13 protein-coding genes are annotated in these 15,233 nt (G+C 52.1%); 10 read left to right on the top strand and 3 right to left on the bottom strand.

Translation table 11 applies throughout. The features are described from left to right. The 8 genes from B156_RS0123840 (at position 1) to B156_RS0123805 (ending at position 10,145) form a co-directional block, all read left to right on the top strand. Positions 1–2,409, top strand: coding sequence for a TonB-dependent receptor (locus tag B156_RS0123840; RefSeq protein WP_018622305.1), 2,409 nt, complete (start codon positions 1–3; stop codon positions 2,407–2,409). Further along, on the top strand, positions 2,409–3,470 hold the full coding sequence (locus tag B156_RS0123835; RefSeq protein WP_018622304.1) for a DUF4249 domain-containing protein: 1,062 nt from the start codon (positions 2,409–2,411) through the stop codon (positions 3,468–3,470). The genes B156_RS0123840 and B156_RS0123835 overlap by 1 nt, the downstream gene beginning before the upstream one ends. A gap of 52 nt (positions 3,471–3,522) precedes the next feature. Next, the gene (locus B156_RS0123830; protein ID WP_018622303.1) at positions 3,523–4,518 is read left to right on the top strand and encodes a glycosyltransferase family 9 protein; all 996 of its coding nucleotides are present in this window, start codon (positions 3,523–3,525) and stop codon (positions 4,516–4,518) included. Between the two features lie 267 nt (positions 4,519–4,785). Next, the gene (locus tag B156_RS29815; RefSeq protein WP_018622302.1) at positions 4,786–5,019 is read left to right on the top strand and encodes a hypothetical protein; all 234 of its coding nucleotides are present in this window, start codon (positions 4,786–4,788) and stop codon (positions 5,017–5,019) included. Between the two features lie 203 nt (positions 5,020–5,222). Continuing rightward, positions 5,223–7,568 carry a T9SS type B sorting domain-containing protein gene (locus tag B156_RS0123820; RefSeq protein WP_245563811.1) on the top strand — a complete coding sequence of 782 codons (2,346 nt, stop codon included), beginning with the start codon at positions 5,223–5,225 and terminating at the stop codon, positions 7,566–7,568. A gap of 142 nt (positions 7,569–7,710) precedes the next feature. After that, positions 7,711–8,298 (top strand): fasciclin domain-containing protein, encoded by a 588-nt coding sequence (locus B156_RS0123815; RefSeq protein ID WP_018622300.1) that lies wholly within the window; start codon positions 7,711–7,713, stop codon positions 8,296–8,298. A 115-nt stretch (positions 8,299–8,413) separates the two neighbouring features. Continuing rightward, positions 8,414–8,689: a hypothetical protein gene (locus B156_RS0123810; RefSeq protein ID WP_018622299.1), complete on the top strand. Its 276-nt coding sequence runs from the start codon at positions 8,414–8,416 to the stop codon at positions 8,687–8,689. A 229-nt stretch (positions 8,690–8,918) separates the two neighbouring features. After that, positions 8,919–10,145 (top strand): L,D-transpeptidase family protein, encoded by a 1,227-nt coding sequence (locus B156_RS0123805; protein ID WP_018622298.1) that lies wholly within the window; start codon positions 8,919–8,921, stop codon positions 10,143–10,145. Here the strand turns inward: B156_RS0123805 and B156_RS0123800 are convergent. After that, complete coding sequence (locus B156_RS0123800; protein ID WP_018622297.1) at positions 10,115–10,852, bottom strand: murein L,D-transpeptidase catalytic domain-containing protein; 738 nt, start codon at positions 10,850–10,852, stop codon at positions 10,115–10,117. The two genes, B156_RS0123805 and B156_RS0123800, sit on opposite strands and share 31 nt — an antisense overlap. Before the next feature lie 92 nt (positions 10,853–10,944). On the opposite strand from B156_RS0123800, the gene B156_RS0123795 reads away from it, so the two are divergent. Beyond that, positions 10,945–11,685, top strand: a complete 741-nt coding sequence (locus B156_RS0123795; RefSeq protein ID WP_018622296.1) for an EcsC family protein — start codon at positions 10,945–10,947, stop codon at positions 11,683–11,685. A gap of 60 nt (positions 11,686–11,745) precedes the next feature. Here B156_RS0123795 and B156_RS0123790 read toward each other — a convergent pair whose 3' ends face one another. Together B156_RS0123790 and B156_RS0123785 are read right to left on the bottom strand one after the other, a co-directional pair. Continuing rightward, positions 11,746–12,267 (bottom strand): RNA polymerase sigma factor, encoded by a 522-nt coding sequence (locus B156_RS0123790; RefSeq protein WP_026261016.1) that lies wholly within the window; start codon positions 12,265–12,267, stop codon positions 11,746–11,748. A 240-nt stretch (positions 12,268–12,507) separates the two neighbouring features. Further along, positions 12,508–13,506, bottom strand: coding sequence for a glycoside hydrolase family 43 protein (locus tag B156_RS0123785; RefSeq protein WP_018622294.1), 999 nt, complete (start codon positions 13,504–13,506; stop codon positions 12,508–12,510). Between the two features lie 128 nt (positions 13,507–13,634). Between B156_RS0123785 and B156_RS0123780 the strand changes: the two genes are divergently transcribed. After that, positions 13,635–15,149, top strand: coding sequence for a sulfatase family protein (locus B156_RS0123780; RefSeq protein WP_018622293.1), 1,515 nt, complete (start codon positions 13,635–13,637; stop codon positions 15,147–15,149). Positions 15,150–15,233 lie beyond the last annotated feature (84 nt).

The raw sequence follows: 15,233 nt of genomic DNA, 5'->3' as shown, positions 1-15,233 counted from the left end.
ATGCGCTTATACGGTGTACTGTTATTGTCATTTTGTTTGCTCAACGTTGTAATAGCTCAACAGAAAATAAACCCGGCCGGCCCTACGTATTCCGCAACGGGCTATGTGAAGGATGCTAAAACCGGTAAACCTATTCAGGGAGTCAACATCGTTGTACTGGACGTGTCCAAAGGGTACATAACTGCTAAAGATGGTTTTTACGTTGTCCAGTTACCCCCCGGCAACTACATCCTCCGGTTTTCTCACGTAGGGTACCGCTCCCGGCAGGATACCGTATCCCTGCAAAAAACCCTCTTCCGCGAGATAATGATGGAAGATGATTCCAAAGATTTAGAGGAAGTGGTTGTTACGAGCGAAGCCCCGGACCGTAACGTCCGTAAAATTGAGATTGGTGTATCGCAGTTGAGTATCCGCAGTATCCGGCGCATTCCGCCCCTGATGGGAGAGGTCGATATTATCCGCAGTTTATTGCTCCTGCCGGGGGTAACAACGGTAGGCGAGGGGGCACCGGGTTTCAACGTTCGGGGGGGGAGTACGGACCAGAACCTGATTTTGTTCGATGAGGCCCCCGTTTTCAATGCGAGTCACCTGCTGGGTTTTTTCTCCGTTTTCAACCCCGACGTAGTGCGCGACGTAACCCTGAACCGGGGTGGCGTGGCGGCAGCGTATGGAGGCCGGGCATCGTCGGTACTGGATGTGAAAATTAAAGAGCCGGACGCCGAGAAATGGGGCATCAATGGGGGCGTGGGTATCATAGCGAGTCGGCTGGGGATCGAGGGGCCAATCATTAAAAACAAACTGTCTTTTCTGCTCGCAGCGCGGGCGTCGTTCAATGATTTCCTGTTCAAACTGGCTCCGCCAACACTACGTGGCACAACCGCTAACTTTTACGATCTGACCACCAAGTTCAAGTACCAGCCCAACGAAAAAAATACGATTACCTTAACGGGTTACCTAAGTACGGATGTGTTCAAACTGGCCTCCGATTCGCTGTCGGGGCAGGAAATAAATGCCTCATCAACGAAGTTCAACTACCGGACCATGAACGGCGTTTTGCACTGGAACTACTTCCTGAGTAAACAGGTCAACCTGGCTACTGCCCTTATTCTGAGTCGTTACCGGGCCGACCTGTCTTCGCCCGATTCATCCAATGCCTTCCAACTGGAGTCGGGCATCCTACATCGGCAGATAAAGTCAGACCTGACGTATACGCCTAACGAGACGCACCAGTGGCAGGGGGGCATCAGTGCCATCGACTACCTGGTGCAGCCCAACACCCGTACGCCCGGCCCTTATTCCAACGTACTTCCGGTGGACTTGGCCCGCGAACACGCTTATGAACTGGCGGCCTACGTGCAGGATGAGTGGAAGCTGAATGCGGACGTCGCTATTATTGCCGGATTACGGTATTCGACATTGCTCAATCGGGGACCGGCAGCCGTCAGGACGTACCAGGAAAACGGACCCCGTCAGGACGAAACGGTATCGGCTACCCAAATGTACGGAGCCGGTACTATTTACCATACGGCGGGTGGGCTGGAACCCCGGCTGGCAGTCCGCTGGCTGGTGGGCGAAGGCAGTGCCATCAAAGCGGGTTACAGCCGGTTGCGCCAGTATCTGTTGCAGGTGACGAATGCTACCGCGGCACTGCCTACCTCGCGCTGGCACCTGAGCGACAATTACACCAAACCAACCGTTGCCGACCAGTGGTCGCTGGGGTATTTCCGGAATACCGCCGATGACGCCATCGAAGCATCGGGCGAGGTGTATTACAAAACCCTGACCAATGCCATCGACTACCGCGACGGGGCCGAACTGCAACTGGCGCAGGCCATTGAGACCCAGCTTGTGCAGGGCAGCGGTGAGGCCTATGGGTTTGAAGGGTTACTGCGGAAAAACAAGGGCCGGTGGACGGGATTCATGAGCTATACCTACGCCCGTACGTTCCTGACCATAAACAGTCCGTACGAAGATGAGCGGGTAAACAACGGGAATCCGTATCCGGCTAACTACGATAAACCTCACACGCTTAATATGCTGGCTACTCACCGACCCACCAACTGGTTTAGCATGTCGTTCAATTTTACCTATAGCACGGGGCGGCCCACGACTCAGCCATCGGCCATTGCCCGCGTGGCTGGCGTTGCTGTACCCATCTACCTCGATCGTAACCAGCAGCGCATTCCCGATTACCACCGGCTCGACTTCTCGATGACCTTTGAACAGAATGCGCTCAAACGAAAGCGGAAAAATGAGAGCAGTTGGGTCTTTTCTATTTATAATGTATACGCCCGGAAAAATGCGTATTCCGTCTTTTATAAGCTAAGCCCGGCTTCCTTGACCGATGCGTATAAACTATCCATTTTTGGAACGGCCTTCCCGTCTTTAACCTATAATTTTAAATTCTGATGAGAGGACGGAGCTGGCTGTATGCCCAGGTATTGTTGTATGGATTACTGGTTGTTTCGTGCGTAACGGAATACGAGCCAGGCAGCGTTAGTATTCCCCCTTCGCTCATTGTGGAAGGGAACATCACGGACGCACCGGGTCCTTACGCAGTCAAATTAACCCGCACGGCCGATTATTCCTTCAAGAGCCTGAATTTGCTCGAAACGGGCGCTACGGTTATTATCCTGGATAATATGGGTAATCAGGAAACGCTGAAGGAACAGGCGTCCGGCGGAGTTTACCAGACCACGCCCACGGGCATTCGGGGAGTGGCAGGCCGCACGTACAAACTGATTATCCAAACCAAAGCGGGCAAGCGGTATGAGTCCCAACCCGAATTATTGCAGGCCGCACCACCCATCTCGAAACTATACTATACGTATACGAAAGAGCAGGGGAACGGTAGTTCGGCAAAAAATCAGGGATGGGATGTGTACCTGGATACAAAAGACCCGGAAACACCGGGCAATTACTACCGCTGGGTCTGGACGCACTACGAATTTACGGAGGTATGTTTCAAGCGTGAATTGCCCAATGGAAGCATAACGGGTCTGGGTTGCTGCTCCAATTGCTGGGATATCACGCGTTGTTACAACTGCATCAGCGTTAGTTCCGACGTGAATATCAACGGTCAGGCCATAAGCGGACAGTTCATTGCCCGCGTGCCGTACAAATCAACCAGTATGTATTATCTGGAAGTGCAGCAACAGGCACTCAGTAAGGGCGCTTATGCATTCTGGAAGAGCGTGAAAGGGCTGGTGAACAACACCGGGGGGCTTTTCGATGCAGCTCCTGCTACCGTGCGAGGCAATCTGCGTTGCGTGACTGATTCAACAGCCTACGTATACGGGTACTTTGGCGCAACTGGCGTATCGGAACAATACATCAACGTGGACCGTAGAAACGGTGAGGGTACGCCGGATGTGGATCCTCCCGTAGTTGTTCCCCAGCCTTCGGCCTGCGTGGTGTGCGAAAACAGTATCTATCGAACGCCTAATAAACCCAGGTGGTGGCAGTTTTGATTTGTTTGGTGGGCTGATTTAAATGAAATATTTTTGTATAAATGATCATACCATGACTCGTCCGGTAAAAATATTGGTTTTGCAATTTGCTTCTATCGGCGATGTGGTGCTGACAACCCCTGTATTGCGCTGTTTGACGCAGCAAATACCAAATGCTGTTGTCTACTATTGCACGAAACGGCTCTATGAACCAATCATCGAAGCCAATCCATACATCACAAAGGCGTATTACCAGGATGGAAGTGTATACAAACTGATCCACCAACTTCGGGCCGAGTCGTTCGATTACGTAATTGACCTACAAAGTACCTTTACAACCGGATTGATTAAGGCCGTTGTTGGCAGTCGTTCGTACAGTGTTGACAAGCAAAATCTACGGCAGTGGGCTTACATCCGGTGGAAAATAAATGCCATGACCGATCAGCACATCGTTGATCGTTTTATGGCAACGGTATTGCCACTGGGTGTTGAAAACGATGGGCGGGGACTGGATTATTTTATTCCCTACCGGGATGAAGTAGAAACCGACTGGCTTCCCGAAACGCACCGGCAGCATTTTGTCGCGTATGCCATTGGCGGGCAGAGCCTGACCCGGCGGCTACCCGTATTACGGATGATTGAGCTATGCCTAAAAATAAACTACCCGATCGTACTGCTGGGGGATAAGGAGGATCGCAAAACCGGCGAAGAAATCGTGCGGGCTGTTGGCGAACAGCACATTTACAACGCCTGTGGCCTCTACAACATCAATCAATCGGCCTCTCTGCTCCGGCGGGCGCGGATCGTATTCAGCCATGATACTGGGCTGATGCACATTGCGGCTGCCTTCCGCCGGAAAATCTATTCTATCTGGGGCAGTACAACGCCCCAATTCGGGTTTTATCCTTATAAAACCCCGCACGTCCGGCTGGAAAATCCCGGCCTTGGGTGTCGGCCCTGCTCGGTAACCCCAACCGGTAGTTGCCCCATGAATCACTTCAAGTGCATGAACAACCTCCCGTTCGACTTTGAAGTCAACGAGTTACGGACGAAGAAAAATTTTGACTGATTGGTTAGTCAACAGCCTGTATTGTGCCCAAAAAACGATGGGTCAGTACCGCCTGTGTTATTGGGAGAACAGGTTCCTGATACTGTCGAACAGGCGTTCGAGCACCCGGACATCGTTTGTGATTACCTCCGCCGTTCCTTCCAGACCATACCGCACCGGCTCCGGATTCTGTCCGACACCTTATCGAAACGGCCTTGCACAAGCTACCGGACCAGCGTTTTGCCTCCGCCGTAGCCATGAAGGTGGTCAGTGCCCAGGCAGTGTAAATTGCCGGTAGAAACCCAACCGTCGTTCCTGGCCAGTGCCGGAATCGTCCGGCCCGATAATGACCGGTTGCCCGGCCGGGGAACGAGTGGAAATAGCTACCTTTGTAGTATGAATGAGCGATTCAAAATGTGGCTTAAACGTGTGGGGTGGCTGGGTTTTCTCTTCTTTCTGGTCAAAGGCCTGCTCTGGCTATTGATCCCGTACCTGATTGCCAAAGGGTTTCTGTCGAAATAAACATCATCCGGTCGGCGCGTTTTTAAAACAATGGTATTTGTTTTGCCGTAAAGTAATAGACTGGGGTCAGCCTGACCAACTACGTCATAAATTTGTGTATAGTCAATTGAGTTTCGAGTACACGTATTGAATCTGGTACCGGTATCATGCATTTGGGGAGGAGAGGAGTATTCCGTCGGTTTGGCGTGGGCATGTTGCTAACCATGGCCTGGTTACTCTCGCTGGAGAGTAGGGCAAATCATATCATCGGCGGTGATGTAAGCATGCGTCCTGTTGGCACAACACCGGGCCTGTTCACCGTAAGCCTGAATCAGTATTGGGATGCCACCAAAAGCACCGTTGGTAATCAGGACCCCACCGTCACGCTGCTGGTATACCGGAAGAATAACCCCATTCTGGTGGAACGGATTACCCTCCTCCTGCGGGAAGTAGTGCCGCTCACGTTCGCCAATGCCGCCTGTGCCTCCCTGCGTCAGTTGAGTTTTACCCAGGGTCGTTACTACGCCGACTTTCAGTTCGATACCCAGTTATTTACCGATCCCGGCGGCTACTACATGGTTTGGGAGCGGTGCTGCCGGAATGATGCGCTCACCAATGTCGATAGTTTCGTTGCCAACGGGGTGGCTATGGCGTTTTACCTTGAATTTCCGGCTATGCTCAAAAATGGGGCGAATTTTTATAACGCGTCGCCCAATTTCCGCCTGCCAAACGGCGACTATGTCTGTCTGAACAAACCTTTTTCGTTCGACGTGGGGGCAACCGATGCGGATGGTGACCAGCTTCGTTATTCCCTGGTAACTCCCCTCAATGGGTACACCACCAGGACCGAGCCTACCGTTTCCAACGAGTCGCCCCGGAGTAGTTACCCCCCTATAAACTGGAAAGCGGGGTATAATTTGAGTCGTATCATTCCGGGAAATCCAGCCCTGCGTATCGATCCGGCAACGGGTGTACTGAACGTTCGGGCCACGGAGGTAGGCCTGTATCTCTTTACCGTACAGTGCGAAGAGTTTCGAAACGGGGTACGCATTGGCGTTGTCCGGCGGGATTTCCAGCTTCCGGTGGTCGACTGTTCTATCAACACCCCGCCCCCGGCCGTAGTGACGGCCAATGGAAAAGTATCCAATGACGTTATCTGGTGTGCCAGCCAGCCGCTGGTTCTATCGGTCGATAAAAACCCGCTTTGGGCCTATCAATGGCAAAAGGACGGGGCGAACCTGCGCGGGTCTACCAGCGATACGCTGCAGGTGCGCACACCGGGCACGTATACGGTCATTAAAAGTCTGGCTAATCAATGTGCTAATGATACCGCTTCGCAGGGGGTGAAAGTGACGTTTGTGACGGCTCCGCTCGTTACTTTATCGCTACCCAAAACAACCCCGTACTGTGCCGGTGATACCCTCACGCTCCAGGCCAAAGGTCAGCCTGATTATCAATACCGCTGGCGACGCGACGGCAAGGATATAACGGGAGAGCAGCAATCGTCCCTCCGGGTGTACCAATCGGGGTTATATGAAGTACTCGCCCGCCCTACGCTGGCACTCTGCGACGGGCAGGATAGCGTTCAGGTAGTGGTACACCCCAGACCGATTGCGCTGATAAAGCCTTCCTCCTTAACCTTCTGCCCCGATGAATCTGCTTCACTGACCGTTCAGGATACGATTGGGAACCGGTACCGGTGGACGCGGGATGGGGTCGCACTCAGCGAGACCGTCAGTCAGGTAGTGGCGAAGCAGGGAGGTGCCTACCAGGTTGCAGTAACGGCAGCAACGGGCTGTACGGCCCTGTCGCCGGATGTTTTGCTCACCCAGGCCACCCGGCCCATTCTACTGCTGGATTCCATTGCGCCTATCTGCCTCTCTGCGGGCGTGTCTTTCTCCCTAACCGGGCAACCGGCGGGTGGCCTGTATACCGGACCGGGGGTGCAGGGAACGCAATTCGACCCCAACCGGGCGGGCGTGGGCAAACACCAGCTAACCTATACCGTTGTGTCGAACATCGGTTGCCGGGCCGAAAAAAACCAGTGGGTCGAGGTAGTGGATTCGCCCCGGCTTACCGGCTCGGCAACGTATTTGCTGGTGAAAGGCAGAAGCGTTCAATTGGTAACCCAGTCCAGTGAACCCATTAGCCGCTACCAGTGGGCACCTCCCGTATCATTAAATCAGGCGGATATTGCCAGTCCACTTGCCAGTCCGGATGTCACGACTCCCTATACGCTGACGGCCACCAATGCCGCCGGTTGTACGGCTACCCTGGCCGTACTGGTGGAGATAACCGAACTGCTCTTTATCCCGTCGGCCTTTTCGCCCAACTCGGATGGGCTGAACGATGCCTGGATTATACCTAACCTCCGCTTGTTTCCGAACAACACGGTGACTATTTACAACCGGTGGGGGGAATTGGTTTTTTCCTCTCAGGGATATGCTACCCCCTGGGATGGCACCTATCGACAGGAACGGGTCCCGCCCGGTTTATACACCTACCAGGTTCGCACGGGCAATGGCCCGCTGGACACCGTTTATCGGGGTCAGTTGATGGTTATTCATTAACGAGTGCCGGACCATTCGCTAAAATTCAGGTTCAGAGGACAATTTTTATGGGGTCGGCTGCCGTTTAATCAACGTAATGAAGCGGTAGCTTCAGGCCCGTCGGCAGGATGGGCCATATGTTCCATTTTTAACTATACCCAAAATGAACAGGAAATTTCGGTTAGGTTCGGCATTGGCATTTGTGCTTCTCGCAGGCACGTATGCATCGGTTTCTGCACAGAACCAGAACGCAGGTACTCAAACCCCGACAACGACCAATTCAGCCATGAGTGCTGCCGCCCCTACGCTCAATACGACGGGCAAAGACCTGGCTATCAGTGCTGCTAAATCGGCAAATCATACCATTTTGTTCAGGGCGCTACGGGTATCCGGTCTTACCGAGCAAGCCAGCGGAAAAGGCCCCTACACCGTATTTGCCCCCACCAATGAAGCCTTCGATAAACTGCCAACTGGTACCCTGGACGAGTTGCTGAAACCAGCTGCCAGAGCGAAACTGCAAAAACTACTGGCCTACCACGTGGTAAAAGGTGAGTACACAACCGACAAGCTTCAGGATGGACAAAAGCTTAAAACCGTAACGGGAGGAACGCTGACCATCAGCAAACAGGGCGATACCATGACGGTTACGGATGGGGCTGGTAATGCCGCCACCATAAGTCCGGAAGCAGCGGAAGCTACCAACGGAATCATCCATTCGATTGATACGGTGCTGATGCCAACCAGCAAATAAGGACTGGGTTGAGCAATAAACGCCTGAACTATTCACCCTGGCGAGGGTATGTTGTTATAAACATTTGCCTATGCAGCGGGTTTAAGTACGTATAGGCTACTTAAATAAAAACGGTATGGACAAGCAAGGCAAAGACGCGATTGATATGGATGAGTCGAACCGGGAAGATATAATTCGGGCCAAGCAGGCTATTTCACCCGATGGACTGGAAGACCAGTCTGTCGAAGGAAAAAGCGGTGTTGGCAGTGAGGTGCAAACGAAACCGTTGCCCTCCGATGAACTGGAAGATACCTACATGGATGGGGATGACATTGCTGATAACGTTCGGGTGAACAACCCGAACCGAAACCCAGGCTCTAAGCCGGATATTGACAAGCCAGCGTATAACTAATTGAAAAGGCAACTCGCTCCGGGTTGCCTTTTTCATGAATATGCATCAGTAACATTCAGCCCTGCACCACAAACAACACCCGGTCTGACACGTTATTATAATAATTCGGATGAGAGCAGTCGTAAGGGAGAAGAGTCAATGGGGGGGCTAATAGTATATTATTTATTTTGTCTTACCGCCTTTCAACGCTGAATTAGTGGTATAATCGGAACGAATTCATACACTGCACATGGATAAAGAGAATAAAAAGAAACTTGGCATTGGCGTGGCTATTGTAGCCGGTATAGTGCTGTTATTTTTTGTTGGAAAATGGTTTATTGCCCGACCATCGGGTGAGTCGACAATAGCCTCCGGGAACGAGGAAGAGAAAGAAAAGAAAATCGAGCAGGCGCAGGTCAGCCTTCATGCCCTCTGTAAGTATGCCGACTCGGTTGGTATCGACACGGCGCGCTATAGTGTTACGTCAACGAGTCTGGCTGCCGAAATCGACGCTAAACGGACGGGTTTGTTAATGGAGATTCGCTATGGTAAAAAACCATCACGGCAAGCCTTTAGTGGCCTTAAAGAAAAAGTAGACTCGACCTGGGCACCCAAAGCCGATGACGCCAACCCGTTGGAAGCCGTGGCCAAACTAACCACGTTCGGGCCGTACAATCAGCTGGTTGGGCACTATAACCGGATTCGGCGGGGGAACCGGTCAACCTCGCTCACGACCGATTCACTGCGGTTGATTCGACAGACACTCAACTTCTATCGGTACACCAACCGGTTCGATGCCGATAAGTTTGTGGTGGTCAATATACCAGCCGCCGAACTGAACGTGTTCGACCGGAAAGGCACCCGATTGCTGCCGATGGACGTAATTGTGGGAAAGCCAGACCGTCAGACGCCCAGCATGACCACGTACGTACAAAATGTGGTTGCTTATCCGTACTGGAACGTACCCCGCAAGATAGCCTTGGAGGAAGTGTTACCCCGTATGCAGAAGAATATTTCGTACCTGTACAATCAGAACTTCCAGATTATCGACGAGAAAGAACAGGAAGTTGACCCGGAAGAGGTAGACTGGGAGAGTTTATCTGCCACTAATTTCCCGTATCGTATCCGGCAGGCGTCGGGCTGCGAGAACTCGCTGGGGTTACTAAAGTTTGTGCTGGCTAATCCACTGGCCATTTACCTGCATGATACCAATAGTCGGGATTTATTCACGCAGTCGACTAATCGCTGGCGCAGCCACGGGTGCGTACGGGTGCAGAAACCGGTTGAACTAGCCAATCTGGTGCTGGGTGCGCAAACCTTCACGCCCGACTTTATGAACAAGTGCCTGATTGACCAGAAGCCCCGGCAACTTTCCATTCCCAAACAGGTGCCCGTATTCATTGCCTACAACATTGCTGATGTAGATGCGGGGGGAAAACTGACGTTTTATAAGGACGTATATTCGCTGGATAAGTAAGCGGAGCGCTTGAGGTAATCCGAATTGGGGGCGTAAACAAACAGGCAGGAACCGCCCTTTACCGCCTGAATTATACCCTTCGATTCGGCGTACGGGACCGCCGGGCAACCCTGGCTACGGCCTAAACGTCCGTTTTTACGAATGAACTCCTCGCAGGCATAATCGGCTCCGTGCAGAACAATGTTTCTATCGTACACGTTGTCGTTGAAACCCTTCTCCAACCCTTTCAGCTGCAGGGAAAGGCCATGTTTGCCCATGTAGGTGTTCAGCGTTTTGTAGAAACCAAGGCTGGTCTGAAAGGAGGATTGCGTATTGGAAAATTCGTTGGCAACCAAACCGCCGGACTTCTGTCCGTGTGCTACGTAGGTATTGAAAAGAAGCTTCTTTTTCGCCAGGTCAACGACGTACAGACGTTTATGCGTGGAGGGCTGACTAAAGTCGACGATGGTCAGCATGGACTTGGCGGTGTCTATTTTCTGCCAGCCGTGCAGGGCATAGTCAAAAATGGCTTTCTTCAAACCAACCTGCTTTAGATTCAACTGATCGTACAGCGAGGGCTTACCAGCGGAACTGTCCTGCTGGATTGATGAATCCGGGGAAATAACGGGAGTAACGGTTCGGGAGGCTTTATAGCCGGTGCTGGCAAAGTAAACGAAAACCAGGGCGAACAACAGAAAAAGGACATTCTTCATACCGGCAACTGCCATTGGAGGTTTAGGAGGATGTAGGTTGTAAACACCCGCTGCGCTTTTTTAATTCGATGAAGATACTGGTTTTTCGCTAAAAAACAGACCCGCCCATGACTCCTTACCTACAAGCCGTTCAAACGGAATTGCTGCGGTGGCAACAGGCTATGCAAAAGCCCCCATCCCGCTTTGGAAAATTATCCACGTCTATACAGCAACGGATGAACCGGTTTATTCCCAACCGGATTCACGCCGTTATTACGGCCACAATCAAGCAAATGACCCGGGCTGTGCTGTTCGGGGCTGGTTACCTGACCAAAGTCCCTGTGGAAGGTAAGACGCTGACTCAGCGGGATGCTGCCGTAGCAAGGCGCATTGAATTCTACAAAAAGACGAGCGCTGCCGAGGGAGGAGTCACGGGGGCGGGCGGCTTTCTGCTCGGGTTGGCCGACTTCCCTATCCTGCTGAGCCTGAAAATGAAAATGCTGTTCGAGATTGCCTCGCTGTACGGTTTTTCGGTTAGCGATTACCGCGAACGGGTTTACATTCTCTACGTTTTCCAACTCGCCTTTTCGAGTCAGGAGCGTCGTCAGATCGTGTACCAGCACGTAGCCAACTGGGAGGAGCACAGCCGCCAGTTGCCGGATGATATCAACCAGTTCGATTGGCTGACGTTTCAGCAGGAGTACCGCGATTATATCGACCTGGCCAAGATGGCGCAACTGATTCCGGGCATTGGCGCGGCTGTAGGGGTGGTGGTCAATTACCGGCTGGTTGGCCAACTGGGCCGCACGGCTATGAATGCCTACCGGATGCGGCTGTTGCAGGAGAAACCTTCCCTGTTTATTGATTAACGCTGGCCGCACTTCTGTCTGGTGCGCAACAGCCGGTCAACGCTAACACCCGAAAATCGTTTATACGTTGTCTCGTAGTTTCTGCAACGCCCGCCGGACCCAGGTTTTAACGCTGCCCAGGGGATAGCCAAACTCATCGGAAACCTGCTGAAAGGTGTATCCCTGAAAATAGACCAGGTCAATCATGCACTGCTCCGTTGTATTCAGTGTTAATTCCACCAAGGAGGCCAGGCCAATCAGGTCAATGGGCAGGTAGATAAAGGGCATGGCTTCCGGCGTACTCTCCTCCAAAGGGCAGCAGACAGGTGCCTGTAGCGTACGAAAGGCTGTATTGCGAACGATGGTCAGCATCCAGGTGTACAAGCGCCCTTTATCCGGGTCGAAGTGGTCCAGATGAAGCCAGATTTTCAGGAAACTATCCTGTAGTATATCCTCGGCTTGTTCCTCATTGTGAACAATCGAAATCAGGAACCGCAGGAAGGTGGGCGCAAATCGGTCATAGAGTTCCTGAAAGCCTTCGTGGGTATTGGTCTGAAGCCGCTTTAGCAAAGCAGACTCATCATAAGGTTGAGTAAGAGACAAGTGCGTTTTTGTGTATTGTCAGACTCACGGCTGCGCCCGAATCTGGCTATGAAAAACCTACATGTCCTATATGTACGAAAGGATAGTTGTGGAGAGATTGCCGGATTATAGTAAAAGTTCATTAGTAAACGGCTATGGAGCCTGTAGAGTGGGTACCGGACCTGCTGCTGATTTTGGCAGGAATTTAACGTCCGACTATCAACCACTACACCAGATAACGGCCTAGTCACCGACGGTTAATCAGGGTTTGTACGGCTTACCGACAACCAGCTTATCACCCGAAAAGTCCACGGCGAACAAACGGGGAATCCGCACCGTACGGCCATTCCTATTTATGTGACTGTGAACGGACATCAACCAGTTGCCCTCCAGGGTACGGAACAACATGCCGTGGCCATAATTGGGCGGAGTGATAGGGTCGTTCTCCTGTACCCACGGGCCGTCCAGGGTGCCGCTTTTAGAATAGGCAACCCCTTGCGTATAGACATCGTAGATCCAGCTGGTCCATATCATGCCAAGCCTGTCCGTTCCGGTACGGAACAGATACGGCCCGTCCGTCACCTTGTTCGGGCCAATTTTGTCCTGCTGTTTCTCCCGGCTCCACGGACTCTCGCTGGCCCGGAAAAGCAGTTTGCCTTCGCCGATCGTACCACTCAAATCAGGTTTCAACTCTATTTTTTCGATGGTTCCATTCAGGTTTTGCAGCCACTCGTAGCAATAAACCATGTACGGCTTGCCATCTGTATCCACCCAAAGCGTGCCATCCAGCGTCGGTTTAATGGCGGGCAGATAGATGGACTCTTTCATGGGAACGTAAGGCCCTTCGGCTTTGTCGCTGACCAACACATGACAGGCGCGACGTTCGATGATATTCTCGCCAACCGTGTCAATTTTCACGTCCCGGTTGGTGAAGGTGGCAAAATAGTAGTACTTGTCTTTGTAGTGGTGTAGCTCGGCTGCCCAGATCATCGGGTTCTTTCCCATCCAGGAGGCAGGGTCGGTTTTGGCGACCTGAAACGGGCCGGTCCACTTTTTCAGGTCGCTACTTTTCCACAACAAGCCGCCCGTACCCGTCATGTAGTACATGGACGTATTTTTATCCGCCAGAATAAACGGGTCGCTCAGGCGAATAGAATCCAGGGGAACGTCCTGTCGTAGGGCCGGCACGCGGTTTTGCGAAAAAACCGAGGGTAGCATACCGATAATCAATGCTACCAGTGCGAATGCTTTTTTTACCATTTTCTGCTATACTACGTTACAACAAACGCCAATTAACCGGACCTAAGGTAGCGCATAACCGACCTACTAGCCAGTAGAATACTGGAAATTTTCTATTCTTAGGGTGGTACAACACGAAATGAAACCCTATGGGAGTGAAATCAACCATACTAATCAGACTTGGCATTGGCCTGGCAATTCTTAGCAGCTTTACAAACTGTAGCAACCAGCGTGATAAGACGAATGAGTCAAAGCAGCCGAACGTAGTTATCATTCTGACCGACGACCAGCGGTGGGATGCCCTCAGTGTCGGCGGGAATCAATACCTCAAAACGCCCAACATCGATAAGCTGGCTGCGGAAGGGGTATATTTTAAAAACTACTTTTGTACTACCTCCCTTTGCTCGCCCAGCCGCGCATCTATCCTGAGTGGCTTATACGCCCATGCCCATGGTGTAGTCAACAATTTCACCGACTTTCCAACCAGCCTGCCCAGCTTACCCGGCATCCTGCAATCGACGGGGTACGAAACCGCCTACATTGGGAAGTGGCACATGGGGGAGGAAAACGACAAACCCCGCCCCGGCTTCGACTATTTCGTTACCCACAAAGGGCAGGGTAAATACTGGGACACTGAATTTAATGTCAATGGCCAGGGCGGTAAAGTGGTTAAGGGCTATTACACAACCGTCGTTTCCAACATGGCTAATGACTGGCTGAAAAAGAAGCACGACAAACCGTTTTTTCTGATGCTTGGCCATAAGGCTCCGCACAGCTTTTACACCCCCGAACCAAAATACGAAAAGGCGTTCAATGGCGTTCGTATCGCCTATCCGCAAAGTGCCTTCGAACTGGCCGATAAACCCGAATGGATCAAACAGCGGCTAACGACCTGGCACGGTATTTATGGCCCCCTGTTCGACTGGCGGGCGCAATTTCCGGATACGACGGCCGCCGGGGTAAAGGATTTTGAAGCAATGATTCACGCTTATTGGGGCACCATTCTATCGGTCGATGATAGTGTCGGGGAGATTTACCGCACCCTGAGCGATATGGGCGAGCTGGACAATACCATCTTTGTATTTACGTCCGATAATGGCTTACTCAATGGGGAGCATGGGATGGTGGATAAGCGGACCATGCACGAACCCAGTATTCACATTCCCCTCATCGTTCGGTTTCCGGGTTTAACGCCCGCAACGAAGCCGGTAGTGGTGGATAAACAGGTACTCACGATTGATATGGCACCGACGCTGCTGGAGTTATGCCGTGCCCCGGCGTTGAAAACCAGTCATGGGCAATCCTTCCTCAGACTAGCCCAGGGCGACACGACCAACTGGCGCAGGGCGTGGTTTTACGAGTACAATTACGAGAAGCAATTTCCCTACACGCCCAACGTGCGCGGCATCCGGACAGACCAGTGGAAATACATCCATTACCCAACCGGTAACGGGCAACCCGATAAACACATGGCGGAATTGTATCATCTGGCCGTTGACCCGGCCGAGGACCGCAACCTGATTAGTGACCCCCGGTACGCCAGCCAGTTGACCCAACTAAAAGCACAACTAGCTGATTTGCTGCAAAAGACGGGGGCTAATCCGGACCGGATGCCGGTAGATGAAGGAATTAAACCCCAGCTACCGGACAAGGCAATTCGTTAGGGTTTATCGATCAATGCGCTTTACGCTATAATGATTCGGCGTTTTATCTGAACGGCAGTAGGGCAGGAGGGAGGTATGGTTGTC

It is taken from the genome of Spirosoma luteum DSM 19990, assembly GCF_000374065.1.
GTDB classification, from domain to species: domain Bacteria; phylum Bacteroidota; class Bacteroidia; order Cytophagales; family Spirosomataceae; genus Spirosoma; species Spirosoma luteum.
The sequence above is the reverse complement of the archived record's forward strand: the minus strand, read 5'-3'. Positions and strand labels throughout refer to the sequence as shown.